Genomic DNA, 23,059 nt, shown 5'->3' on the forward strand with positions numbered 1-23,059 from the left:
TGCGGCGCTGCTCCATCGACTCTCTATTTTCCGCCCGCTTCATTGAACCGGTGAGACTCAAGAAAAGCGCAGGCGATTATTGCTATAAATGTATGTCGATGCAACCCGGTCCAGTAGCGACCTTCAAAGTGATCGAGGGCAAGCTATTCCCTGAGCTGTTGATGCGCCTATACGCCGACCCGACGGGCCATGCTCATAGAGGCGAGCCTCTTGATCGTGACGTCGATTGGCAGGTTCGACACATGGTATATTCGCTCTCGTGTCGACCGGCTCTCGCCGACGCGTCAGACCTCGCCGCCAGGCGCACTCCCCATGCGGTGCTTCGCTGCTTTTGCGACAGGGAAAGCCAGACCGACTTCGGCCGGGTAGACCATCTCGCGCCGCGAACCGCCATCGCTTACAGCAGACCACGCGTAATCTGAGCCTGACGGAAGCGCCCGCTGTAGCCGTAGCCTGAGTCGGCATGGACGCAGCGGAAGCCTGCGCCAGCGGCGATGGACGCGGTTGATCTCCCCAATCTCGTTCTCCGGTTTTGTCAGAGCGGTCCGCCGATCTTCCGCTACACGCAGCCGCACCATGCGCTCATGATCGCTTGCCTGCCTTTCTGGCAGGAATAGCCGCAAACCAACCATCACCGAAACCTAGTGGGTCGCTTCATCGAATCTGAATGGGCGCTTCCCCCAGCTGGATATCCCTGATTCGCTACCGCCATTGATTCGACCCTCGGGAGGTGAAGATGGCGCGGGAAGCGATTGAGGTGAAGCGGTATGTTGTGCGCTTGACCGGCGACGAGCGTGCACATCTGGAAGCCATATTGCGCAAAGGCAACCTTCGGGCGAAAACGCTGATAAAGGCCCGGATTTTGCTCAAGGCGGACGTTTCCGAGGTGGGTGAAGGCTTGAGCGACGGCGAGATCATCGAGCAATTGGAGACTCTCCCGCCTGATTCAGTGCAATAGGTGGCTCCCGTGTCTTAGTTTGAGCCAATGGATTTGCGGGCTGAGTCCCGATTTACGCGGATGAAGGCATTGATTTAGCGACAGGAGGCCTGGTTTGTGGCGCGGCGCAAAAGTTGCTCGCGAAAGCAACCGCGAAGAAATTGTCCTGACCTGCACATGTGCGAGAAAGACGGAAATGCGATGAGCAGACATTTCGAATGTGAACGGATCGATAGAATCCGCTTGATGAGCGAACAACGACTCTTTTCTGTCGTCAGGAGTATTGTAGACGAGCTTTCGAGCGAGCGCGCGACCCGATTGGGCATGGAGCAAGGTCTTATGAGTTTGTGGGACGAGTTTGCTGCGCAGGTTGCTGTCGAGCAGAATGATCTTTTTGAAATTTATGAAGAATATGTCGAGAGCATTTGTATGACCGCAGCTAGGAAACTGCCGACGTTCGACCTGCAGATATTGGCCCTGTTTAGCGACACTTATGTTGAATGGTGGCTAGATCGAGATGAGGATCGCGGCCGCGACCCCAGTGATGAGGAGGTCGCTGAGTGGGTCGGGTATGATTTGTTCGCTCTGGTTTTGGAAGCTGCAGAGGCGGAAGGAAATCTGTTTCTAGAGGGTGTTATGCACTCTGTATGATGAACTCCGCGGCGCGCTTGAGCATGAGACATGCGAAAGCGACGACGTGTAGTCCTGCGAGGGTCTGAGCATAGCGCTCGTAATCTTTGACGAGCCGCCTGCATCGCGTCGCCCAAGCGAATGAACGCTCGACCACCCAGCGCTTGGGCAGCAGCACGAAGCCCTTCTTCGCCTCGGCGAGTTTGACGACGCAAAGTTCGGCGCCCTGCGCTTTTGCTGCTTCGGCCGCGTTCTCGCCGGTGTAGCCCTGATCGACATAGATGAGTTCGACGCTGTCGCCGGTCGCTTCCTGCACGGCGGCGGCGAGCTTGCCGACCTCGGCGCGGTCGTCGACGTTGGCCGGCGTGACATGCAGCGCCAGTAGATGGCCCAATGTGTCGACCGCCATATGCAGCTTCGAGCCACGCTTGCGCTTTGCGCCGTCATAGCCGGCTCGCGGGCCGCTCTCCGGGGTCGACCGCAAGGTGCGGCTGTCGATGATCGCCGCCGTCGGCTCGGCAGCCCGTCCGGAGGCGACGCGCAAGACGGCGCGCAAATCCTGCGCCAGCGCCTCGAATACGCCCGCCGCCAGCCAGCGCTGCGATTGCTGATACACGGCCGACCACGGCGGCAGATCATTAGGCATGGCGCGCCATGCGATGCCGTAGCGCAGCACGTAACGTAGCCCGTTGAACAGCTCGCGCAGCGAATGTTGACGCTGCGGCGCGCTTTCGTCCATGAGCGTCAGATACGGCGCAACCAGCGACCACTCTTCGTCGTTGACGTCAGACGGATAAGGCTTCCGAATCGGAGACATCCGATTCTACTAAGGCAATCAACGACCAAAGTACATAACACCCTCTAGGCGGGACTGCGGACTCGTAACAACCGGGCGTGACGGAAAATTACGTTTGAATACTTGGTTTTTTTGAGCGTGGTGGGCTGCTTCGCCGAAGCGCGCGGAAAATTTTCATAACAATCCGCTGCAACTGATGACTGTCAACACCACGCATATCTGCGGATTCGAGGCTAGGCGCGCTTCCGACCAGTCGGTCGACGCAGCTGCTTCGGTTGGAGTTCCCGGGTGAATTGAGCGAGATGATAATGTAGAGGAGGGATTGTGATCCATAAATTTGGAGCAGTTATTTGCCGTAAGGTAAACGGTCATTGAGGTTACGGCGCAGCAGGGACGCTGTCCGACGTTTCGATCTTCTTTAGTTGAGATGTACCGTGATTGTGCCACCATGTGCAAAATTGACACTCGGTTATCGACATTCGAGTATAAACAAACCGATGGTAGACGGCGGTTAGTCTGTCGAAGTCGAAGTCTGACGAATGACCCGGCTCGGCGATTGTGGATTTCGAGTCACATCCAACGATTATGATCGGCGCGATATCAATAGCACGCGCCATTCGCGTTCCTTGCTTCCGATTCGTTAATCTCTGTCAGGCGCAGACGGGGCGTCTTTCAGAACGGGCGACGATGGCGCGCCGTAGCGCCGTGAAGGTGCTTAACGGGTGAGAATTTGGCGGGGCGCTTGGGCGATCACTGGCGTTGATCAAATTGAATCGTGCCGCGTTCGTTTTTCATAACATGTTTGCTGTGAGAATTGATGGGGCGGCGTTGCTCGTGCCGAAAAATAATGGTCGAGCTGCATTCAGCAAACGAATTGACCAAACCTCCCCGGTTTTCGAACTATTCTGACCATACGATCATGGATCTCACACGAAAATCGGTCGACTGTCTTGATCTTTTCCGTGACTCCGTTCTCTCAAGAGGTTGGACGTCCGGCAAGCCCACAGCGGCGCGATACCCCAATCAAAGAAGGGCGGCCGCGCGATCTCGCCGACGGCGCCTCCATCGCGCATCAGCGCAATGTCCTGCTGGCCAGTGGAGCCGGCGCGGGCAAGATGGCCATCGCCATCGAACGGACTTGCATCGGCGCCCGAGGTCGAGGCCTCGTCCAGACAACAGAGCTGGCTCTGGTTGTTTGGACAGCTCCCCGCGGATTTTAAGTGGATCTCTGCTGGGTTTTGCTGAACGAGGGGCGTTTCGATTTTGTCGCGGCGCCGGGAGGCGCCGTAGGCCCGACCAGACCTGCGGCAAAATCGAAGGGGACATTTATGCGGCCATCGCCGTTTCCTGTTTGTCGAATTAGGCCTCGTCGGGCGTGCGCCCGTCAAGGCTCGAATGCGGGCGCCGCTCGTTATAGAACGCCAGATACCGACTGATCGACGCGCGCGCCTCAGACACGCTCTCATAGGCCCGCGGATAGACCTCCTCGTATTTGACGCTGCGCCACAGCCGCTCGACGAAGACATTGTCCCGCCAGGCTCCCTTGCCGTCCATGTTGATCAAGACCTTCGCATCCAGCAGCACGCTCGTGAAGTCGAGGCCGGTGAACTGGCTGCCCTGATCCGTGTTGAAAATCTCAGGCTTGCCATGTTTCGCCAGCGCCTCTTCGAGCGCTTCGACGCAGAACGCCGCTTCCATCGCGATCGACACGCGATGCGAAAGAACGCGGCGGCTCGCCACGTCGACGACCGCCGCGAGATAGACGAAGCGCCGCATCGGGATGTAACTGATGTCCATCGCCCAGACATGATCCGCCCGGTTGATCTTCACGCCGCGCAGAAGATACGGATAGATCTTGTGGCCGGGCCCCGGCTTGCTCGTATTGGGCCGCCGGTAGATCGCCTCGATCCCCATCCGCTTCATCAGCGTCGCCACATGCCGGCGACCGACGACGACGCTCTCGCGCCGCAACAGATCGCGCAGCAGCCGCGCCCCGGTGAAGGGATAATCGAGATGCAGTTCGTCGAGGCGCCGCATCAGCTTCAGGTCCTCGGCCGAGACCGGCCGAAGCTTGTAACAGACCGTGGTCCGCGAAAGACCGAGCGTCTTCGCTTGCCCTTTGATTGGGTAGGCGTAGCTGCGATCGATCATCGCTTTGCGCTCAGCAGGCCTGCTTTGCCGAGCGCGCCCTCTAAAAAATCATTGGCCAGGGTCAGCTCGCCGAGCTTGGCGTGAAGCGCCTTCAAATCGACGGCGGCTTCTTTCGGCTCCGCCTTCTCCTGCCCAAACACGCCCGCCGCGCCTTCGAGCAACTGGCTCTTCCACGTCGTGATCTGGTTGGGCTGGACGTCGAACTGCTGCGCCAGTTCGGCCACCGTCTTCTCACCCTTGATCGCGGCCAAAGCCACTTTCGCCTTGAACGCCGGAGAATGCATCCAGCGGCTTCGCTTCGTGTAGCCGTCCGGCGTAGGCCGCAGGCGCTGCGTGCGGGATGATTGGCGGGTCGATCTGCCAATTTATACGGGATGCAGGAGTCCGTCGGATTTTAGAGTTTCGATGGCCTTGTGTAGATTTAGGCCGCGATAGACTCGGAACCACTCGCCGGTGTGGCGACGCCACTGAATGTCGAAGCGGTCGGGGCTGATCCAATCGAGGCGAGCGAAGGGCGCATCGAACTCTTCGCCCTGATTGTCGGGGAAGCCGGAACGGTAACGTTGGATGAGGCGATATTTGGCGCCGTGCCATTTGCCGAGAATATCGACCGGATAGTTGAACTCGGTCGGTTGGATCGAAGGCAGGAAGCGAGGCTTCAGGAAGTCATTGATCAACAGCTCGCAGGCGGCGGTGACGCGCGCTTTTTCGGCCTCGGAGAATGCGGCGTTCGGCTTAAGCAGCTTGCGCATGGCTCATATGCGCCTTCCGCCAATTCCATGGCAGCAGTTCATCGAGCCGATGCGCGGGGTGCGCGGCGATGCGGGCGAGGACGTCGGCGAGCCAGGTCTGCGGATCGACGCCGTTCATCTTCGCCGTGACGATGAGGCTGTACATCGCCGCGGCGCGTTGACCGCCGCGATCAGATCCGCAGAACAACCATGACTTTCTTCCCAAAGCGATGCCGCGCAGGCCGCGCTCGGCGGCATTGTTGGACAAGCAGACGCGCCCATCGTCGAGGAACAGCGTGAAGGCCGGCCAGCGCTTCAGCATGTAATGGATCGCCTTGGCGAGATCGTGCCCGCGCGAGAGTTTGGCGAGTTGTTCGCGCAGATAGCTTTCCAGCGCGTCGACGAGCGGGCGGCTCGACGCCTGTCGAACGACGAGGCGTTCCTCCGCGCTCTTGCCTTTGATCGACCGCTCGATCGCAAACAGCGCGTCGATCCGACGAACGACCTCGATCGCGATCGGCGACAGCGGTATCTCCTTCTTGCCCGAAGCCTTGCGCCGCGCATTCTCGTCGATGTCCGCCATTGCGAAGAACGGGCGCCTCGCATGGACCCAGCACGCGGCCTCGCGGATCGGGCCGGGCGCGCGCCCTGCCAGATAGAGCTTGCCGTAGCCGTCATAGGCGTCGGCTTGCAGGATGCCGGACCAGTTCGCCAGATGGCCCTGTGGATGTTCGCCGCGCCGATCGCGCGAGTAATAGAACATCGCCGCCGGCGGCCCGGCGCCGCCGAAGGGCGCGTCGTCGCGCACATAGACCCAGCAGCGGCCTGTGTCGGTCTTGCCCTTGGCCAGCACAGGAACCGTGGTGTCGTCCCCGTGCAGCCGCTCGGCTGCGAGGACATGCGCCTCGACAAGACGCCGCAGCGGATCGAGCGCGGCGCAGATGGAGCCGACGGCGTCGGCCATGGTCGACAAGGCGATCGGCGCGCCTTCGAGCGCATAGCGCTCGGCTTGACGGTTCAGTGGTTGATGCTGGCCAAACTTCTCGAAGGCGATCATCGCCAAGAGGCTCGGCCCCGCCCAGCCGCGCGCAACGACATGGAACGGCGCCGGCGCCTGGGTGATCTTCTCGCAGTCCCGGCAGGTGAACTTCTCCCGCACGGTCTCGATGACCTTCCACTGGCGCGGCGTCGTCTCCAGCGTCCGCGTCACATCCTCGCCGAGCTTGCGCAGGCGCGAACCACCGCAGCAGGCGCAGGTCGTCGGCGCCTCGACGACCACGCGCTCGCGCGGCAGATGCTCAGGAAAAGTGTTGCGCTCCGGCCGCTTGCGCTCGAAGCCGGCGACGGTGGTCGTCTTTGCGACGGCGCGCTCCGCAGCGAGTTCGTCCTCGGTCGCGCTCGCTTCCAGCTCTTCGAGTTCGAGCGACAACTGATCGAGCAGCCGCGCCGAGCGCTCCGACTTTTGCCCGTAGATCTGGCGCTGCAATTTGGCGATCTGGAGCTTTTGCGCGGCGATCAGCGCCATGTCTTCCGACGCCTTCGCGAGCGCGACGGCGAACTGCGCTTTCAGCGCGGCGTTTTCGTCGAGAAGGGCGGCTGCGTCCATGAGGCGAAGTGAATCACAAAACCCGCGATTTGTGGCGCCTCAAACAGCAGACGACCCCAGCTTTTTTGCGTCTCACCCCGCGCTTTGCGGCCTGAAGGTGAGTTGCGGGTTTCGCCAGTCGATCCCTTCCAGCATATAGGCCATCTGCCCGGCCGAGATCGACACCGCGCCCGCGCTCGCCGAGGGCCAGATGAACTTTCCGCGGTCGAGCCGCTTGGCGTAAAGCGACAGCCCGATCCCGTCGTGCCAGAGGATTTTCGCGAGATCGCCGCGGCGACCCCGGAAAATGTAAAGGTCGCCCGCGTGAGGGTCGCGCTTCAACTGCTCCTGCACCTGAAGCGCCAGGCCCCGCATGCCCCGCCGCATGTCGGTATGGCCGGTCGCGATCCAGACCCGGCAGCCCGCCGGCAACGGGATCATCGGCGCAGCGCCTTCACGACCCGCGACAGCGCGGCTGTCTCGACATCGGCCCACACAATGATCCGATCACCGTCGGCGAGCACGATCTCCATCTGGCCGGTCGACCCTGGAGCGGAATACTCCGCCGTCGCGTCCGGCGTGATCGTCACCGGCAGGATCGGCGCGCGTCCCTGCGGCGCAGCCAGATCGAGACCGAACTGCCGGCGCCAGGTGAAGAGCTGGTTGACGTTGAGGTCGTAGCGTCGTGCGACCTCGGCGATCGAAGCGCCGTCCTCGAGGCTCTCGTCGACGATCCGGCGCTTCTCATCGAGAGCCCATGATCGGCGCTTGCGACGGAGAGCCGGCGGATCGTCATCGTTGCGCGACATCGGCGATAGTGTCCGCTTGTAATAGTAGTGGACACGATCATCGCGCCAGCCGTCACCCAGCTATCCCGAAATCCGAGCTCACCGCCAGGCGGCCGCCGACGGAGGGATACCGCTTCGTCATCGAATGCTCCTGATTTGCGCCGGGAATTCTCGCCGCCATCAGGCAGAAAATCCATGTATGGACGCCCCCTTTCGCGCAAGATGTTTTCGAACGGCATGGTCAGGTGATCGGGCGCGGTCATGTATCAGGCCTTGAAATGCGGACAGTTATGACCGCTGGCAGGTATGGAGATACGCGGGTCTGCTGCACATCACTCAGGCGAGCTGAATGCTCCGTGGATTTTGCTGCTTTCCAGACCCGGATCTGACCGATCATTTGCCCTTACCGTCGTCGACCTCCTCACACGCCTGACGCTCCTGTGCCGCCGCTCCGATATGACAAGAATCGGCAGCGATGTCGTCGCTTCCTCGATCGTTTCCGAGAGAACCTTCACATTCGCCAGCCCTTGTGGCGCAACGACGCCATGCTCGGACAAATGGCCGCGTAGCGCGTTGATCAGTAGCGTGCGCTGGCGCACCAAAATGTCGCGGGTGCGAAACAGCATGGCGCGCGCTTGCTGCTCCTCGATTTTGACCGCGACAAACCGCATGATGGGCCGGATCGCCGCCTCGCAAATCGCCTCCGCGTCAGCCGCGTCGTTCTTCTGCCGATTCACGAAGGGCTTGACGTATGCCGGCGCGATCAGCCGAACCTCGTGGCCAAGGTCGCCGATGGCCCGCCCCCAGTGATGCGCGCTGCCGCAGGCCTCCATCGCGACGACGCAGCGCGCCTGTTTGGAAAAGAAAACGAGAACTTTCTCCTCGAGAAAGCTTCTTGCGGAACCCCATACCGCCGTCGGCGCGGGCGCAATGCGCTTGATATGATCGCTTTGCAAGGTCGAGACCGATGATGCTGACCCTCTCCATGGATGTCTTCACCGTTCGTGGGATGCGCCAATATCGCCACCTTGGCGCATCTCGACGCCGTCAGGAGGGGCTCTCCACATGGGGTAATCGCGGGAGCGAGTCGCCCCCGGCAATGCCGATACTGCATTGTGGTGGCTGTTCTCGGATAAGATCGAACACGGGCTGACGACCCCGCACCGTGCCCAAGCATCTGACGGAGAGCAGCCTTGGAAGAATATATTGGTCTGGACGTGTCGATGAAAGAAACGGCAATCTATATTCGGCGCGGAGGCAAACGCGTCTGGCGTGGGAAATGCGCCTCTGACCCCAGGCTCATCGCGGACATTGTTCGCAAGCCGGCGCCAGCTGCATGCCATCGATACGTCGACGGGGCGATCGGCAAAACCTTGCAGATCGGCTCGACCCCGTAGCTCTCCCGATGCGTGTCGATGAAGGCAATCATGGTTTCGACCGGCGGTCGAGCTCCGCCTGGGCAAAATACGCCAAGGCCTTCCGCAAAATCTCATGGCCTGCCGCAGTTCGCGGTTCTCCCGCTCCAGCGCCTTCAGCCGCGCCCGTTCGTCCGACGTGACGCCGGCGCGCGAGCCAGCGTCTCGCTCCGCCTGTCGCACCCAGCCGCGAAGCGTCTCGCCCGTGCAGTCGATCTTCCCGGCAATCGAGGCGATCGCCGCCCATTGCGAGGCGTGGTCCCCCTGATGCTCCAGCACCATCCGGACCGCCCGCTCCCGAACTTCAGCTGAAAATCTGTTCGATGTCTTCTTCTTCGCTTCCATAGCCCCAGTCTCTCAAGAGTTGGGGCCTCCGGCAAATCCGGGGCGGTTCAGAGCCCGTCTCGCGCTGGCGCTGCGACCACTTCACGACCGATGACACGGCCACGCCAAAGCGCAAAGCCACGGCGCGGCAACTCTCGTCAGCCAAAACCGACGCAACCACGCGCTCTCGAAGATCATTGGAGAGAGATCGAACCATTGGATGCTGGCCTCCGTCCAGCTAGCATCTTGATTCACACTCCTGCTAAAATAGGAATCCCTCCCGATTCAGAAAAACAGGGAAATGCTCTAATTTTTGCTGTATCACCAAGGCGCGGTGTTGTGGAGAAACCGCCATCGGCGACTTACCTACACATAACCAAGCAGAAATTTTTGGGACCTATATACGTGCTTGACCCAAATTACGAGTTGGGGTAATGTCTCCTTACTGAAGGAGACGAGCCGTGGTCACGAATTTCGACAGCCTCTTTGATCTGATGGATGCCTTTCCGGACGAACAGGCTTGCGTTGACCATCTGCGATCGATCCGCTGGCGCGACGGCGAGTTTTGTCCCTACTGCCAAGGCAACAAAATCTACCACTTCAGCGACCGTAAGACCTTCAAGTGCGGCGAGTGCCGCCAGCGCTTTTCGATCAAGGTCGGCACCATCTTCGAAGACACGAAACTGCCGCTTCGCAAGTGGTTCATGGCTATGTGGATGATTACCAATCATCCGAAGGGCATTGCTTCAACGACGCTCGCCAAGGACCTGAAGATCACGCAGAAAACGGCGTGGTTTGTCCTGCATCGTCTGCGTCACGCGGCCCGCACGCCCTCTTTCAACGCCCCCCTGAAGGGCGCGGTTGAGGCGGATACGACTTTTGTCGGCGGCAAGGAAAAGAATAAGCACGCCAGCGATCGCAAAGGCGGGACGCAGGGCGGCGCTGGAAAGGCGGTTGTAATCGGCATTGTCGAGCGCGACGGCGAGCTTCGCGCCGAACACGTGCAGGATCACAAGGCCAAGACGCTTCAGGGCAAGGTCCGCAAGAATGTCGCTAAAGGGTCTGCCATCCTTACGGACGAAGACAAGGCGTTCATCGGTCTTGACGATGATTATACGCACCTCGGCGTGAACCACTCCGCTGGCGAGTATGTCCGCCTCGGTGGCTTTGTCCACACAAACACCATTGAAGGTGTCTGGGCGCTCCTGAAGCGCCAGATTATCGGCATTCACCATTGGGTGTCGTCGAAGCACCTTCAGCGCTATGTGGACGAAATGTCGTGGCGCTACAACCGCCGCGACATGAAGGTGACGCCCCGCATGAACGACATGTTCGCCTGCGTCGAGGGCCGCCTGACATACAAGGCGCTGATCGCATGACCGGCGAGACAAAGAAGAAGGTTGAGCCTCCCCTGAAGCTGGATATGGGCTTCGGGGAGTTTCTGGCCCGTGCGCTTCAGACAGACCCGAAAGAGGTTCTGGAGAGTATCGAGCGGTCGAAAACAAAAAAGCCGCCGCAGGGACCCCCGCGGCGGCCAGAACGCTCTAGGCGTCAGCCAGATAAGGCTTAACCGCAGCAGCGCGAATGAGCGCAGACATGCTCAAGGCGGCCGAAGCGGATGCGCGTATACGCGCGGACGCGGTGGCAGGCTCTCTTAGCCATGGTCTACCGATCTCCCAAAAAGGAGTTGCGGGGAGGGCGGCAGACGTGCGATTCTTGCAACGCAATGTGCGCAGGAATCGGGTCTAACCGCCCGGTTGCTTTGCCACCACGAAGGCTGGTTTCCCGTCCTACCGGGTTGCCGGCCTTCTTCTTTAGTAGCCCCAGCAGCGTCGGGTGGAACGGCGGAGGGGCTCTCCATATGTCACAAAATAACTCCTGTGTTCGCCCGGCATGCGCCGACGACTCCTGAGTCCTATCAACTCAGCGACGACTGCGCAAGTCCCGCACAAGGCTGCCTTGAATTCCTGTTAAGACTCCATTAACTATTTTTGGAGTCCGCGCAGGACTTAACGGGAGGCGAGTGTTATGTATCACGTGATGCCAGTTGAGGCGACAAAGGGCGCGCGTATGAGTAAGTTTGACCAACTGAATGAGTTCATCGAGGCGCTCTCCAAGCGATTAGAAGTCGTTAAGGCGCAGCGCGAGCAGCTTGCCAAAGGCATAGAGTCCTGTGACTCGGCAATAGCGACTATTGAGAAAGGGTTGTCTCAAGCCATCCAGCTGCGGGAGAATATTGGGCCGGAGTTCCTCGAAACGCTGGAAGGCATTTATTTCCCTAAGCTTCCGGAGATGACATCAAAGGCTCCCATGCCTGCGAAGGAACTTACCCCAAAGGAGGTTGCCGACCACGCTCGATCCGCCCTCCTTGACGCGAAGCGCCCCATGAAGCGGGGCGCATTAGTGAGAGAATTGGAACGGCGCGGAGTGCCATTGGCCGGAAGGGATAAAAATAAAAACCTCGGGACGATTCTTTGGAGGCATGCGGATCAATTCGTAAGCCTACCAAAGCTTGGGTATTGGGTGAAGGATGTGCCACTTGAAGGAGTCTATTCCCCCGAATCCCGTGACACTCTTGCCGATGAGGAATAAAGGTCGTAATCGAGTTCTAGACGCTACCAAATTGGGGCTCTTAAATGACCAGTGACGAGTTCTTTGCAATCGTCCATAAACTTCGCTTAACGCCTACCAAGATCCCTACCGTATGGAAGGATGAGGAAGGATGCTCGCGCTCCGTTCCTCTTCCATGCGGTAGGTCCCCTGAGCAAATACGCGAAACGGCCGAGCGCCTTGTTCTGCTGCTCGGCCGTTCTCTTTCTGATTTTGGGTTGGATTAGTTGGTCGACGCGAGTTGTTCGCGCGCGATTTCAGAAGGAATCGCGACATATGGCGAGAACTCGTCGTCGCCATCATCAACACGCGTGACAACGACGTCCATGTCACAAGCAGCGTATAAGTCTTTGATCGCTTGAGGGACAGCCAATTCTGCCTTTTCCATCGTATCCTCAGCGACCAAAAGGCCCTTCAGGGTCGGGCTGGTCGCATAAAACAGTCCAGCACGCCCTTCTTCGATTTTTACGCGAACTAGCTTCGCTCTCATCGATTTTGACGGCATATACGGCAATCTTTCTCTTGACTCTCCCCGAAATTTGTACAGTCGGGATTCGATGGATTATATGAATACGATGGGACAAAAGCAATCGCCATGGGGGCAAATTCTAAAATTTGTGCAATGCGGTAATCTAGCAGGGTGCGAACAGTATGCGTGAATTGACGCATCCATCGTCCGGCATTGCCCCGCGCGCAGAGACGGTTCCTTCCCATGTCATTGGTTAGAATCTGCCACGGTCACGCCGCTAGGTCAAACTCGTATATAGGTCCCAAATTTTTAGACCGTCCAATCACCGACGGTAGGGTCTGGGTATAGGAACTTACCTTTCATCGTTAGATGGGGATGAAAGCAAATTAATGACCTTAGATATGTAAACCCCGATCGTCCGATAGACTGAAGCAAGAACAATGCTTTTTCGTTTTCGCGTCGTTCGAACTAAAATTCATTCGAATACAATCGTATATCATGGACCAGTATCATTACAATTGAAGGAATGGCTATGAGCAACTGTGATGCAACGGCGCATCAAGCAAATTTCAATTTATTTCTCATCGGACAATCCACAGAACCTTCTTTTCCGAAATCGCACCACTACGCACGAAGTGTCATGCCCTCAAGAACATTGTCCCACATCGAAGCGTCCGCCGGCAAATTGGGTGTTTGCACAACACACACTCCACTTGTCCCTGATTCACATGGTGTTACGATTCTCACCCCTTGCACGGGTTGCAATAGAAGGAGATCGACCCTTCCCATTGTTAACAATGATAGTACTTTGTGCAGCTCAATCGCAGTGTCAAGCGCACCCGACCAGCGTACAAATAGCACTGTTTCCGCCTGCTCCAGACTACTCAACAGACGCTCTATCCGTAAGACCAGCTTCTCTCGGTAGGCAGGATATTGCTCCTGCCACGACACGTCCTTGACAACCACGAAATCGTGCACAGAAATAACATTGTATTTTGAATCCCGTATGAATTGCGTCGTCTGTGACGCAGGCTCTATCGACGGCTCGACTGCCTCCTCATCGTAATAGTTCGCAGTTCCATCGATTCTCTGCATATTGTTGATATTCATATAGTCGATAAAACGATCTTCAAAAAGGCGACACACATCGGGCAAAGACATTGAGGCAACCCAGTCGAGCGGCATGCTGAACTTCCTCAACCCTCGCCTGCGCAAATGCGCAGCTGGATCACAAGCGCTTCCCAGGCTGACGAACAGATCGTATGGTTTTTGAATTTCAGATAGCCTCACCCTCGGCTTCCCACAGATCAAAGAAAAAAAGAGTCGCGATCATCTGATGACCGCGGGAGGAGCGAAGTGGAGGACCATGCGTTCATGTGCTTCCGTCATGGCGAGTCATCGCGCATGCGGCGTACGAGTTCTGGCCAAGCCGGCGCGCTCCATCCTATAGCGTTTGCTAATTGCGCGCCGTCCAGCCGGCGATCGCAATAAAGTTTGGAATCTTCGATGATACTCGTTGGACGGTCGTAGGCATCACGGAAAAGATTGAGCAGCTCGTATTTGGAGATCGGTGTCGCGGCAACATGGTAGAGCCCTTCGAGACTAGCGTGCTTTGTCAAGATTGTCGCAACTATTTCCGCGAGAATCACTGTCGGCAGTCCGGTGAAAAGCGCCTTAGAAAAACCGAGGACAGTCGCATCGCCTTGAGCCAGAAACCATTCGAGCAAGCCGTGCCTGCCGCGCAGCTCCGGCCCGATGATCGAAGTCCGCAGCGTCAGACAACCAGGCGTTCGGGACTCGCCCAGCAACTTCGACAGCCCATAGAGGTCACGAGCATCGGGGGGATCCTGTTCGCGATAGCCGTCTGCGCCGCGAATGCTGTCGCGCGCGCCCGTGAAAACGCAATCAGTGCTGAAGTGAATCAGCCTGCAACCTGCGACGCTACAGACCTCGGCCAGAAGGTTTGGCAGCATGGAGTTGATAGCGATAATCTCGCTCGTATTGACAGCGTCTGTGATTTGCTTGACCACACCTACCGCATTCAATACTGCGTCGGGACGTTGGGCTGCTATGAGGCCGGCGATTGCCGATCGATCGAGAACATCGACGCCTTCTACCATGCGCACGCCCTTGGCCGTCGTCGGTTCGACGGCGCCGCGCCGCCGTGTTGCAATCACCTCAAAATCGGGCGAGAGAGTCTCGACCAGCTTGTGGCCGAGCATCCCGGTTGCGCCGAGCACCAGAACACGCATCGCGTTATCTCCGTCAGTGTCGTGATGGCGCGTTGGATTGCGGGAGTCCATGCACGTGGCCGGTAACCAAACGCAGCACCGTACCCGAGACGTCAGGGGTTTGATATTCGAGCGGCGCGATCCAGCGGGGCGCATTCCGCACAACCAGCGAAACAGCGCGCAAAATCGCTTCGACAGATGCGCCTGCCAAAATGTTGGAGCCACATTCGATCGTCTCCGGCCTCTCGGTCACATCGCGGAGTGTCACGTTGGGTACGCCGAGTATGGCGCATTCTTCCTGTACGGTGCCGGAGTCGGAAAGCACACAGAGCGCGTTTTTTTCGAGCGCCACGAAGTCACAAAAACCAAATGGCTCCAGCCATCGCACGCCCCCACCATCTAAAACGCCGGCGTTGTCCAATCGCTGGCGCGTGCGCGGGTGCGTACTGACGATTATCGGAACGTCATGGACGCGAGCAATTTGCTTCAATGCGGCGGCGTAAATGGCGAGGCGGTCGGGCTCGTCAACATTCTCCGCACGATGCAACGTTGCGAGCATGTAACGCTTTGGCGCAAGTTCGAGAATGTTCAAGATCTGCGAAGCGTCGATCCGGTCAGCATAGGCCATCATCACTTCGCCGATCGGGTTGCCGGTCACAAACACGCGATCCGGCGCAAAACCCTCGCGCAACAAGTTCTGCCGGCTTCGTTCAGTGTAAGGCATCAACACATCACTGGAGTGGTCGACTAGCCGTCGATTGACCTCCTCAGGCACGCGCGGATCATAGCAGCGATTGCCGGCTTCCATATGAAATACAGGGACACCCAATCGCTTCGCGGCGATGGCTGCGAGTGCAGAATTTGTGTCGCCCAGTATCAGCAGTCGGTCGGGTCTCTCCGACTTGATCACATCATGGCTGGCCGAAAGAATCCGGCCGATCTGCCGTGCGAAATCAGGCTCGCTGATACCGAAGTGATGATCCGGCGCCCGCACGCCGAGCTCCGTGAAAAAATTGTCAGACAGCGACGCCGAATGATTTTGTCCCGTATTGACGAGGACATGGGCTGTCAATACGTCGAGACGGGCTATAATCCGCGACAGTCGTATGATCTCGGGCCGTGTTCCGAGAACCGTCATAACTTTCATGAGACCCTCTCGGCGCCGACGGATCAGGCAAGAACTTCGCCATGGGACGGCGGCGGCGCCATCAATCCGCGACTCTCAAGAAGCTCCGACACTTCCTCCTTGCTCATCGGGGAAATATCGGACGAATATTCGGAGAACTCCACAGGACAAACAATCGGATCGGAGTCTACCTCAGGGAGAATCGATTTTACAGCATAGTAGGCGCCGCAGTCCTCTGTTCGCGCCGCTTCCGCGCCGGAAATGAGAACCTCATGAAGTTTCTCGCCTGGGCGAATCCCGGTCGTCGTGATCGGAATTCCGCGATCCCCGATCATTGCGCTCGCAATATCGACAATCCTTGCGGCGCCGATTTTCGGCACATAGATTTCACCGCGACGACCTTCGCGCACCGCCTTGAAGATCGCATCGACGGCTTCGGGGAGGCCGAGCAGGAACCGCGTCATACGTTCGTCGGTGATGGTGACCGGGCCGCCGGCCGCGATCTGCTGCTGGAACAGAGGTATCACCGAGCCCCTTGACGCCAGCACATTGCCGTAGCGCACGACAACCACTCGAGTGTGCGGCAGTTTCATTTGCGCGCTGATGAGCGTCCGCTCCTGCAGGGCCTTGGTCATCCCCATGACATTTACCGGGAGCACGGCCTTGTCGGTCGAGACGCCGACGATGGTTTCGACCGGCAACTGTTGGCGGGCGATGGCGGTGACGATGTTAACCGCCGCCAGCACATTTGTCTGGATGGCCTCGAAGGGAAAATATTCGCAGGTCGGGACTTGCTTCAGCGCCGCGGCGCCTATCACGATATCGATGTCGCGCAGCGCCATTTCGACTGTCGCGTAGTCACGCACGTCTCCGACCTGGAATTGCAGCAACCGATGGAAGTTGTCGTAGATTACTTCGTCCGTGGGAGAACGCAAATTGTGATAATCGACCCGCATTTGATGCTGTTTGGCCTCGTCGCGCGAGAGCACCACGATTCTCGCCGGACGCCCTTCGCTGCCGCCCAGAAGGCGACGGACAAGAGTCTTTCCGAGCGATCCGGTGCCGCCGGTGATGAGGATCCGCTTACCTTCAAAGAGCTTACTCACGATATCGTTCCTGACTTGAGAGTTTTCGGGAAGTCCTGCTAGACCTGTTCGAGCGCGTCGACCGCTTCGCGTTCTCGGCGCTTCGCATGCGCGGCGAGGGCCGGTCGTAAATAGTCATCGAAATAGAACCGCTGAGCAGGCGGCAAATGGTCGATTGGCGCCCAAATCGGCGCAACATCGAGTTCCCGCGCATGAAGCTCGACGAAGAAGTCGACGACGCCCTCGACACCAAGATTGGGTGGAAGGAGCCATGTTGCATCACGACCATGGCAGCGTTCGACGAAGGCGCCGAAAGCAGGCGCGACGACCGGCAACGATGCAAGCATCGCGTCCGAGAGCGCGTAGCACCAGGTCTCCGGTGTCTGACTCGGGAACCAAGCAACATGCGGCGCGATCCCGCCGATCCGCCGAGACAGGTCTCCAGCCTCGAAAGAACCATGGAGCTTGAGCGTTCCGAGCTTAGGCGGAAGAGCGGCGCCGTCCAGATCGCCAAGGATGTGGAACTCGACAGGGAGGTCGCGTTCCGCCGCAAGCGTCGCCGCCTCCATGACGAGATCTCGGCCCTTGCCCTCGTGCAGGTATCCCAACAACAAGACTCGAAGATTTTCGTCTGGCCAGACCCTCGGCACATAGAGATCGCGCGTATCCGCATTCGGCCGCGTCCAGTCGACGATCGTACAGATTACGGGAAAATCGGGCGCCAGACGACGGTGTCGGGCCGTCACGTCGCGGGAGATCCCGATCCGTCGACCGGCCTCGCGATAGACCCGCAGCGGCTGAGTCCGGACGATCTCCGGATCCCGTGCAGAGAGCCGAGCCTCGCCGACGAAATGGCCTCTGCGGTCCGCCAGATGATAGTTGCGGGCCACACAATGATAGTCGACAAGCGTCAGGTCGTAAGGAAGGCCGAGCGCATCGAGTATTAAATCGGCCTCGGCCTCAAACCCCACAACATGATGAACGTCCACATGATCGACGCCGATGTGTCGCAGGAGACTGACAAGCCCGTCGATTTCAGCAGGAATTTGAAAGTGGAGACGTTTGTCCATAGCTTCCGGCTCGGCCGCCAGAGTCGCTGAACCAGGCGCCCCCAGGAGAAACAACGTGTTTGCGCTTCCGCGCAATGCATTCGCCAGCGACTTCATATGCGTGAGCATGCCGCCGCCCCAGTTGTGTCCAATCAGGAGCACCGTGGGCAGCTGCGCGCGATGCGCGCGCGTCAGCGATGCACCTATACCATCTCCTTGCAACGCGCCGTTCGGGGGAATCTCGACGCCAATGGTCCGGACAATCTCCGGCCGATCTTGAATCGCGACCAGACGGGCGCTCGGCGAGAGGCCGGCCGCTGCGCCCTTTTGCAAGAAATGCAGAAGCGGCGGAAGATTGGAATCGACGAGATCCAGAACCTGTCGCCCGTAATATTTTGCGCTGAACCACGGGCTCGGATTGCGTCCGCCGCGCGCGCCTTCGCCAAAGGCGTCGCTCCACACTTCCGCATCGCTTGCGCCCGCCATGTCGTAGCGCTTGCGGTACCAGTCGCAATCGACGACGCGCGCCAAGCAACCGAGCGAGAGCACTGATCTGGTCGACACGCAACCCATATTGGGCGGCGAATCCTCGCTTGCGACAGCGCTCTGATATGTCACCACCCGTCCAGGCCCTAGCGCATCGGTCCAGCCTGACACATGAAATCTGCCCGGCTCAAATCCTTCCGGTAGCAATGAACGTCGGATCATCACACCGTCGAGAGAATCGGGTTGGGCGCTCTCGAGCTTCGCCGCTGCCGCAATATCCGACAGGTACAAGCTCTCAAGCGCATTCAGGACAGTTTCATCGGATGGCGGGAGAGATGTGAGAAAGACGAAGTCGGTTTCAGCCTGTTCGATCGTCGTCGCCAGATCGTAGCCTCGATTGTCAGCAATAAAACGGTGTGTGAAGCGGGTTCTTTGTTTATGTTCGGGAGCAGCGCCCGGCAGCAGCGCCATCAAATGTGGAACGTGAAGCAACTCTTGCCTGGCCCGGAAGCAGAGATAGGCCGCCGCGCCCGAATAGGGTAGCGATGTGAAGCGGCGCGCCTGCCGAACCAAAAAGGCTTCGACCGAACCTTCATGGCGCCGCATCGAGTTGAACGAAGCGCGATCCACGATATGAACCATGAGCCTGTCGGCTTCATCGAGATGACTGCTCGTCCGCGACCCCTGCAGCGGATGCAGTCTCTGGCGAACAAGCAGGCGCGGAACATGGATGAAAGGGAGACGGTCAGTAATCCGGAACCACAATTCATAATCCTGGGTCGTCGGCAATCCTTCACGAAAGCCGCCAAGATCCTCAAGGGTGCGCCGCGGTATCAGAAAGGTGCAACCATTGAACCTGCCGCCCAGCAGAGCATCGATCGGTCGTTCACATTCTTTCCCACCATCGTAACGAACCTCGTGAAGGGTTTCCCCTCCCTCGTTGAAATAGGCAAAATCGCAGAAAGCCAACGAGGGTCGCCCCGCCGCCCGCAAGGCGTCGATGGAACAGGCGACTTTTTCAGGGTGATAGAGATCATCGTGGCTCAGCCAGCTGAAAAATTCGCCGCGCATGGCGGCGATGCCAAGGTTCAGCGCGCTGGCGACGCCTCCATTCGACTTTTCGAAATAGCGAATCCGGTTACCGTAACCCTGCGCAATTCTTGCCGTGGCTCCCCCGTCATCGGAACCGTCATTGACCACAATAACTTCGAAGTTCGCATAGGTTTGCGCAAGAGCGCTGTCGATCGCCTCAGCGAGATAGTTCGCGCCATTATAAACCGGAATTACAATGGAGACCTTTGGCCGATCAAGATATGCACTCGCATTGGCCTGCGCGCTGTCATGACTGTCGGGGAAACGCGCAGCGTCGATCGTGCGCCTCAGCCCTGCGTCCAGATCCGTCCTCGGCGCCCAACCCAAATATGTCACGGCCTTACTGATATTGCAGCGAAGCTCGTCTTCGCTCCCCTCGCTCCAGCGTGTCGGCTCGCGACCTAACAGGCATTCGACGCGCGCGGCGATGTTGGCAATCGAAATTGCTGCTCCGCTGCCGATATTATAAACTCCGTCAGCGACTCCATCCGAGCTCGCCGCCAGCAGCGCTTCAGCGACATCGTCGACATAAACGAAGTCCCGGCGCACTGATGCATCACGAAGGCGAATAGCTCCGTCCGATAGCGCCTGCTGGATGATTTCCGCTGTCACGACTTCGCTCGACTGACGGGGTCCGTACACATTGAACAGTCGCAAGATGCGAACGGAAATTCCCTGCGCGCTCCCAAAATCGCGCGCCGCCTCTTCCGCCGCAAGCTTGGCTTTTGCATATTCTGTTCGTGGCGCAAGCGGATGCTTTTCGTCGATCGGAAGATATTGCGGCTCACCGTAAACGTGAGCGGACGAAAGCATTACAACGCGCGGAACGCCAGCCTTCCGCGCGGCCTCGACTACGGCGCGCGTTCCTTCCGTCGCGAGTCGCCTCGCTGCCACAGGATTCTCGTTCGAGAGCCGAACCGAAGCAATTCCTGCGAGATGAAAAATAGCCTGAGCGCCACATGCGGCGGAAGCGATGGCGTCGGACGAAAAAATATCTCCGACAAACACACTTGCGTCTGGCGCTAAGACGGATGGATTCGACCCAACTCTCGCAAACAAATGCAACCGCCAGCCCTTGTCCGTAAGAAGCGCAACGAGACGACGCCCGATAAATCCGGTTGCTCCAGTAACTAAAGCGAAGGGTTGAGGGCTTGTCATCCGTATTACGAACCGCGGTCGTCCGAGAGGCACAAGCGCAAACTAGATGAGCCAAATGTCTACCGTCAATGCGTTAAAACCACAGGATAAGCGGCTTCCCGAGATATATTTTCTTAAAATATGTGTTACAGATGACCAAACGCTTCGCGTTGCCAATTATCCACTTTACTTCAGGAGGCGTTGTTTGCAATTAGCACTAGTTACAGGAGCCGGAGGGTTCATTGGCAGCCATCTCGTCGAACGGTTGATCGCGCGCGGGTGGCGGGTCCGCTGCCTCTTGCGCTATGGTTCGTCTGGCAGCGTCGGTTTCCTCGACGAAGTGCTTACGCGTTCGCCAGACCAGCTAGAGATTCGTCGTGGAGACATTATCGACAGTGACTTCGTTTCGAAATGCTGCGAAGGCGTCGACACCATCTTCCACCTCGCCGCGCGGATTTCGATCCCTTACTCATATGAGGCGCCGCGCGACTGTTTCGATGTGAATGTTACGGGCGTCCTGAACATATTGGAGGGCGCACGGCGCCATGGCGTGCGCCGCGTCATTCACACATCGACCAGCGAAGTCTTTGGAACCGCAGAGCGCGTTCCCATGGATGAGACGCATCCGTTGAAGGGGCAGTCCCCTTACTCCGCATCCAAGATCGCGGCGGACAAGCTGGTCGAGAGTTATGTATGCAGCTTTGGCGCGCCTGCAATTGTTATCCGGCCGTTCAATACTTATGGTCCGCGACAGTCGCCGCGCGCCGTGATCTCCACGATCATCCAGCAGGCGTTGACAAGTGATTGCGTGCGCCTAGGGGCGTTGTGGCCGCGGCGCGACTTCACCTTCGTGGCCGACACCGTCTCCGGCTTCGTTCGTGCGGCCGAGGCCACCGGCGCGGAAGGTGCTGTCTGCAATCTCGGCACTGGCCATGACATCAGCGTGGGTGAACTCGCCACAATGATCCTTCGCATACTTGAAGTCGACCGACCAATCGTCGCAGAAGACGCGCGCGAACGTCCGGCCGCAAGCGAAGTCGGGCGTCTCCTTTCCGACAATCGTCACGCGGCCGAAATTCTAGGCTGGCGCCCTGAGACTTCTCTGGAGGATGGTCTGCGTCAGACGATCGACTGGTGGAAAGCGAATACTGGCGCTTTCGGCTGGTCCGGTTACGCAATTTGACAAGACGACTGCAGGAGCCTGACGACGTGTCGATGCAAAATTCAAACCACGGATCCGTGGAAGATTTGCAAAATGTGAGCGCACTCGTGTTGGCAGGCGGCAAGGGACGGCGGCTGCGGCCATTCACGGCGAATTTTCCCAAGCCGTTGATGCCAATCGGCGACAGAACCATACTTGAAGTCATATTGGAACGGTTGAGCGAACATGGCGTCGAGCGGGTGACTTTGGCGGTCAATCACCTTGCGCCGCTTATTCGCGCCTATTTCACAGACTGCACGCGCGTCTCGCTCGACCTGGATTACATTTACGAGGATCGACCGCTCGGCACTGCAGGGCCGATAGGCGGGCTTGCAGAAGTCAGTGGAACACTGCTGGTGATGAATGGAGACATTCTTACCGATCTCGACTTTCGACGCATGGTGGCTGAGCATCGACGTAAAGGGGCTGCGCTTTCTGTCGCGACAATGCTGCGTCGTTTCGAGATCGACTCCGGCGTCGTCGACGCCAACGACCAGGGGCAAGTTGTCGGTTTCCGGGAAAAGCCGGTGGCTCATCACAGGATCTGCATCGGAATATACGCGCTTGAGGCTCGCGCGCGCGCATTGATACGCCCCAATGTCCCGCTGGATATGCCCGATCTCATCATGCAGCTCGTCGAGGCGGGAGAGACTGTCGCAGTCTATGACCACGATGGGAAATGGATTGACATCGGGCGCCCCGATGATCTTGCGGAGGCGCAGCGGCTCTATGAACTGCCGCCTGCGGAGACGATATGACAATAACCACGCTCACGAATGGCGTCAGCCAAGGAACTCTGTTGTTCGACGGCGCAGAGTCGACCAACGGGCGCGCCATGATGGTGATTTCCGCGCTTTATCACACTGTGCAATGGATCAGCGCTTACCGGATCATGTTCGCGAACGTTACGGATCCGAACGTCGCCATTGCATTGGCCGCGTTTACTTACGACACGGGCGAGCCTGTCGAGACCTTGCAAACGATTTCGGACGAGGATTTTCGAGATGTGACCCTCTATGCAGGCGTCGCGTTCAGGTCAGCGGCGCATATGCGGATTGACGCCGCCGCAGCCGCAAGAGTTCCCGTCCTGCTCGCGATCCAATATCCGGAGCGACGCTGGACGACGCCATCTACTATAATGCATGCGCGCGCGGCGTTCGACCCGGGAATCTTCGCTCAGCATCTCGCCGCGGTGGCTATGGGTCTCGCTAGATGA

At 58.6% G+C, this 23,059-nt stretch carries 19 protein-coding genes, 4 pseudogenes and 1 other annotated feature; of the genes and pseudogenes, 8 read left to right on the plus strand and 15 right to left on the minus strand.

Annotated features, from left to right (window positions below):
• Window positions 1-736 precede the first annotated feature (736 nt).
• Together LG047_RS05755 and LG047_RS05760 are read left to right on the plus strand one after the other, a co-directional pair.
• Window positions 737-958 carry a hypothetical protein gene (locus LG047_RS05755; RefSeq protein ID WP_227965899.1) on the plus strand — a complete coding sequence of 74 codons (222 nt, stop codon included), beginning with the start codon at window positions 737-739 and terminating at the stop codon, window positions 956-958.
• A gap of 180 nt (window positions 959-1,138) precedes the next feature.
• Window positions 1,139-1,588, plus strand: a complete 450-nt coding sequence (locus LG047_RS05760; protein WP_227965900.1) for a hypothetical protein — start codon at window positions 1,139-1,141, stop codon at window positions 1,586-1,588.
• Here LG047_RS05760 and LG047_RS05765 read toward each other — a convergent pair.
• From LG047_RS05765 to LG047_RS05800, 7 genes and pseudogenes are all read right to left on the minus strand, one after another.
• Window positions 1,572-2,384, minus strand: a complete 813-nt coding sequence (locus tag LG047_RS05765; RefSeq protein ID WP_227965742.1) for an IS5 family transposase — start codon at window positions 2,382-2,384, stop codon at window positions 1,572-1,574. The two genes, LG047_RS05760 and LG047_RS05765, sit on opposite strands and share 17 nt — an antisense overlap.
• A 1,338-nt stretch (window positions 2,385-3,722) precedes the next feature.
• Window positions 3,723-4,798, minus strand: a protein-coding gene (locus LG047_RS05775) for an IS3 family transposase (RefSeq protein ID WP_227965901.1) whose coding sequence is annotated in 2 segments (ribosomal slippage) — window positions 3,723-4,564 and window positions 4,564-4,798 — 1,077 coding nt in all. Because the reading frame shifts where the segments join, the coding sequence is not laid out codon by codon here.
• An 81-nt stretch (window positions 4,799-4,879) separates the two neighbouring features.
• Window positions 4,880-5,266, minus strand: coding sequence for a hypothetical protein (locus LG047_RS05780; RefSeq protein ID WP_227964445.1), 387 nt, complete (start codon window positions 5,264-5,266; stop codon window positions 4,880-4,882).
• Window positions 5,250-6,851 (minus strand): IS66 family transposase, encoded by a 1,602-nt coding sequence (locus LG047_RS05785; protein WP_227964447.1) that lies wholly within the window; start codon window positions 6,849-6,851, stop codon window positions 5,250-5,252. Before LG047_RS05785 ends, LG047_RS05780 begins: the two co-directional genes overlap by 17 nt.
• A gap of 72 nt (window positions 6,852-6,923) precedes the next feature.
• The gene (tnpB, locus tag LG047_RS05790) at window positions 6,924-7,271 is read right to left on the minus strand and encodes an IS66 family insertion sequence element accessory protein TnpB (protein WP_227964450.1); all 348 of its coding nucleotides are present in this window, start codon (window positions 7,269-7,271) and stop codon (window positions 6,924-6,926) included.
• Window positions 7,268-7,639 carry a transposase gene (locus LG047_RS05795; protein ID WP_227965902.1) on the minus strand — a complete coding sequence of 124 codons (372 nt, stop codon included), beginning with the start codon at window positions 7,637-7,639 and terminating at the stop codon, window positions 7,268-7,270. Before LG047_RS05795 ends, tnpB begins: the two co-directional genes overlap by 4 nt.
• A 446-nt stretch (window positions 7,640-8,085) precedes the next feature.
• Window positions 8,086-8,605: pseudogene (locus tag LG047_RS05800) on the minus strand (IS110 family transposase); the annotation flags it as partial.
• Between the two features lie 206 nt (window positions 8,606-8,811).
• Here LG047_RS05800 and LG047_RS05805 point away from each other — a divergent pair.
• Window positions 8,812-8,955, plus strand: a pseudogene (locus LG047_RS05805) (IS110 family transposase); the annotation flags it as partial.
• Here the strand turns inward: LG047_RS05805 and LG047_RS05810 are convergent.
• Both LG047_RS05810 and LG047_RS05815 read right to left on the minus strand, forming a co-directional pair.
• A pseudogene (locus LG047_RS05810) lies at window positions 8,949-9,378 on the minus strand (transposase); the annotation flags it as partial. The pseudogenes LG047_RS05805 and LG047_RS05810 overlap by 7 nt on opposite strands.
• Window positions 8,973-9,089, minus strand: a sequence feature (AL1L pseudoknot). (Overlaps the previous pseudogene by 117 nt.)
• 40 nt (window positions 9,379-9,418) lie before the next feature.
• Window positions 9,419-9,574 (minus strand): annotated as a pseudogene (locus LG047_RS05815) (IS630 family transposase); the annotation flags it as partial.
• A gap of 244 nt (window positions 9,575-9,818) precedes the next feature.
• Here LG047_RS05815 and LG047_RS05820 point away from each other — a divergent pair.
• Window positions 9,819-10,736, plus strand: coding sequence for an IS1595 family transposase (locus tag LG047_RS05820; RefSeq protein WP_227965903.1), 918 nt, complete (start codon window positions 9,819-9,821; stop codon window positions 10,734-10,736).
• A 649-nt stretch (window positions 10,737-11,385) separates the two neighbouring features.
• Window positions 11,386-11,949 carry a hypothetical protein gene (locus LG047_RS05825; RefSeq protein ID WP_227965904.1) on the plus strand — a complete coding sequence of 188 codons (564 nt, stop codon included), beginning with the start codon at window positions 11,386-11,388 and terminating at the stop codon, window positions 11,947-11,949.
• A gap of 241 nt (window positions 11,950-12,190) precedes the next feature.
• On the opposite strand, the gene LG047_RS05830 is transcribed toward LG047_RS05825, so the two are convergent.
• The 6 genes from LG047_RS05830 to LG047_RS05855 all read right to left on the minus strand — a co-directional run bounded on the left by LG047_RS05830 (window position 12,191) and on the right by LG047_RS05855 (window position 20,663).
• Window positions 12,191-12,481: a hypothetical protein gene (locus tag LG047_RS05830; protein ID WP_227965905.1), complete on the minus strand. Its 291-nt coding sequence runs from the start codon at window positions 12,479-12,481 to the stop codon at window positions 12,191-12,193.
• Window positions 12,482-13,060: 579 nt separating this feature from the next.
• Entirely contained in the window at window positions 13,061-13,726 is a 666-nt protein-coding gene (locus tag LG047_RS05835; protein WP_227965906.1) for a DUF1796 family putative cysteine peptidase, read from the minus strand.
• A 95-nt stretch (window positions 13,727-13,821) separates the two neighbouring features.
• Window positions 13,822-14,688 (minus strand): SDR family oxidoreductase, encoded by an 867-nt coding sequence (locus LG047_RS05840; protein ID WP_227965907.1) that lies wholly within the window; start codon window positions 14,686-14,688, stop codon window positions 13,822-13,824.
• Window positions 14,689-14,701: 13 nt separating this feature from the next.
• Window positions 14,702-15,814: a non-hydrolyzing UDP-N-acetylglucosamine 2-epimerase gene (gene wecB / locus LG047_RS05845; RefSeq protein WP_227965908.1), complete on the minus strand. Its 1,113-nt coding sequence runs from the start codon at window positions 15,812-15,814 to the stop codon at window positions 14,702-14,704.
• A gap of 23 nt (window positions 15,815-15,837) precedes the next feature.
• A complete protein-coding gene (locus tag LG047_RS05850; protein WP_227965909.1) occupies window positions 15,838-16,899 on the minus strand; it encodes a polysaccharide biosynthesis protein in 1,062 nt (353 codons plus the stop codon).
• A gap of 38 nt (window positions 16,900-16,937) precedes the next feature.
• Window positions 16,938-20,663, minus strand: coding sequence for an NAD-dependent epimerase/dehydratase family protein (locus tag LG047_RS05855; RefSeq protein WP_227965910.1), 3,726 nt, complete (start codon window positions 20,661-20,663; stop codon window positions 16,938-16,940).
• Between the two features lie 184 nt (window positions 20,664-20,847).
• On the opposite strand from LG047_RS05855, the gene LG047_RS05860 reads away from it, so the two are divergent.
• The 3 genes from LG047_RS05860 to LG047_RS05870 all read left to right on the plus strand — a co-directional run bounded on the left by LG047_RS05860 (window position 20,848) and on the right by LG047_RS05870 (window position 23,059).
• Complete coding sequence (locus tag LG047_RS05860; protein WP_227965911.1) at window positions 20,848-21,825, plus strand: SDR family NAD(P)-dependent oxidoreductase; 978 nt, start codon at window positions 20,848-20,850, stop codon at window positions 21,823-21,825.
• Window positions 21,826-21,899: 74 nt separating this feature from the next.
• The gene (locus tag LG047_RS05865) at window positions 21,900-22,601 is read left to right on the plus strand and encodes a sugar phosphate nucleotidyltransferase (RefSeq protein ID WP_227965912.1); all 702 of its coding nucleotides are present in this window, start codon (window positions 21,900-21,902) and stop codon (window positions 22,599-22,601) included.
• Complete coding sequence (locus LG047_RS05870; RefSeq protein ID WP_227965913.1) at window positions 22,598-23,059, plus strand: hypothetical protein; 462 nt, start codon at window positions 22,598-22,600, stop codon at window positions 23,057-23,059. Before LG047_RS05865 ends, LG047_RS05870 begins: the two co-directional genes overlap by 4 nt.

The organism is Methylocystis sp. WRRC1 (assembly GCF_020733155.1).
Classification (GTDB): Bacteria; Pseudomonadota; Alphaproteobacteria; order Rhizobiales; family Beijerinckiaceae; genus Methylocystis.

Coding starts and splice junctions, on each gene's coding strand:
- LG047_RS05760 (WP_227965900.1), top strand. CDS start 1,139: ATGAGCAGACATTTCGAATGTGAACGGATCGATAGAATCCGCTTGATG.
- LG047_RS05870 (WP_227965913.1), top strand. CDS start 22,598: ATGACAATAACCACGCTCACGAATGGCGTCAGCCAAGGAACTCTGTTG.
- LG047_RS05855 (WP_227965910.1), bottom strand. CDS start 20,663: ATGACAAGCCCTCAACCCTTCGCTTTAGTTACTGGAGCAACCGGATTT.
- LG047_RS05840 (WP_227965907.1), bottom strand. CDS start 14,688: ATGCGTGTTCTGGTGCTCGGCGCAACCGGGATGCTCGGCCACAAGCTG.
- wecB (WP_227965908.1), bottom strand. CDS start 15,814: ATGAAAGTTATGACGGTTCTCGGAACACGGCCCGAGATCATACGACTG.
- LG047_RS05780 (WP_227964445.1), bottom strand. CDS start 5,266: ATGCGCAAGCTGCTTAAGCCGAACGCCGCATTCTCCGAGGCCGAAAAA.
- LG047_RS05795 (WP_227965902.1), bottom strand. CDS start 7,639: ATGTCGCGCAACGATGACGATCCGCCGGCTCTCCGTCGCAAGCGCCGA.
- LG047_RS05785 (WP_227964447.1), bottom strand. CDS start 6,851: ATGGACGCAGCCGCCCTTCTCGACGAAAACGCCGCGCTGAAAGCGCAG.
- LG047_RS05825 (WP_227965904.1), top strand. CDS start 11,386: ATGTATCACGTGATGCCAGTTGAGGCGACAAAGGGCGCGCGTATGAGT.
- LG047_RS05765 (WP_227965742.1), bottom strand. CDS start 2,384: ATGTCTCCGATTCGGAAGCCTTATCCGTCTGACGTCAACGACGAAGAG.
- tnpB (WP_227964450.1), bottom strand. CDS start 7,271: ATGATCCCGTTGCCGGCGGGCTGCCGGGTCTGGATCGCGACCGGCCAT.
- LG047_RS05755 (WP_227965899.1), top strand. CDS start 737: ATGGCGCGGGAAGCGATTGAGGTGAAGCGGTATGTTGTGCGCTTGACC.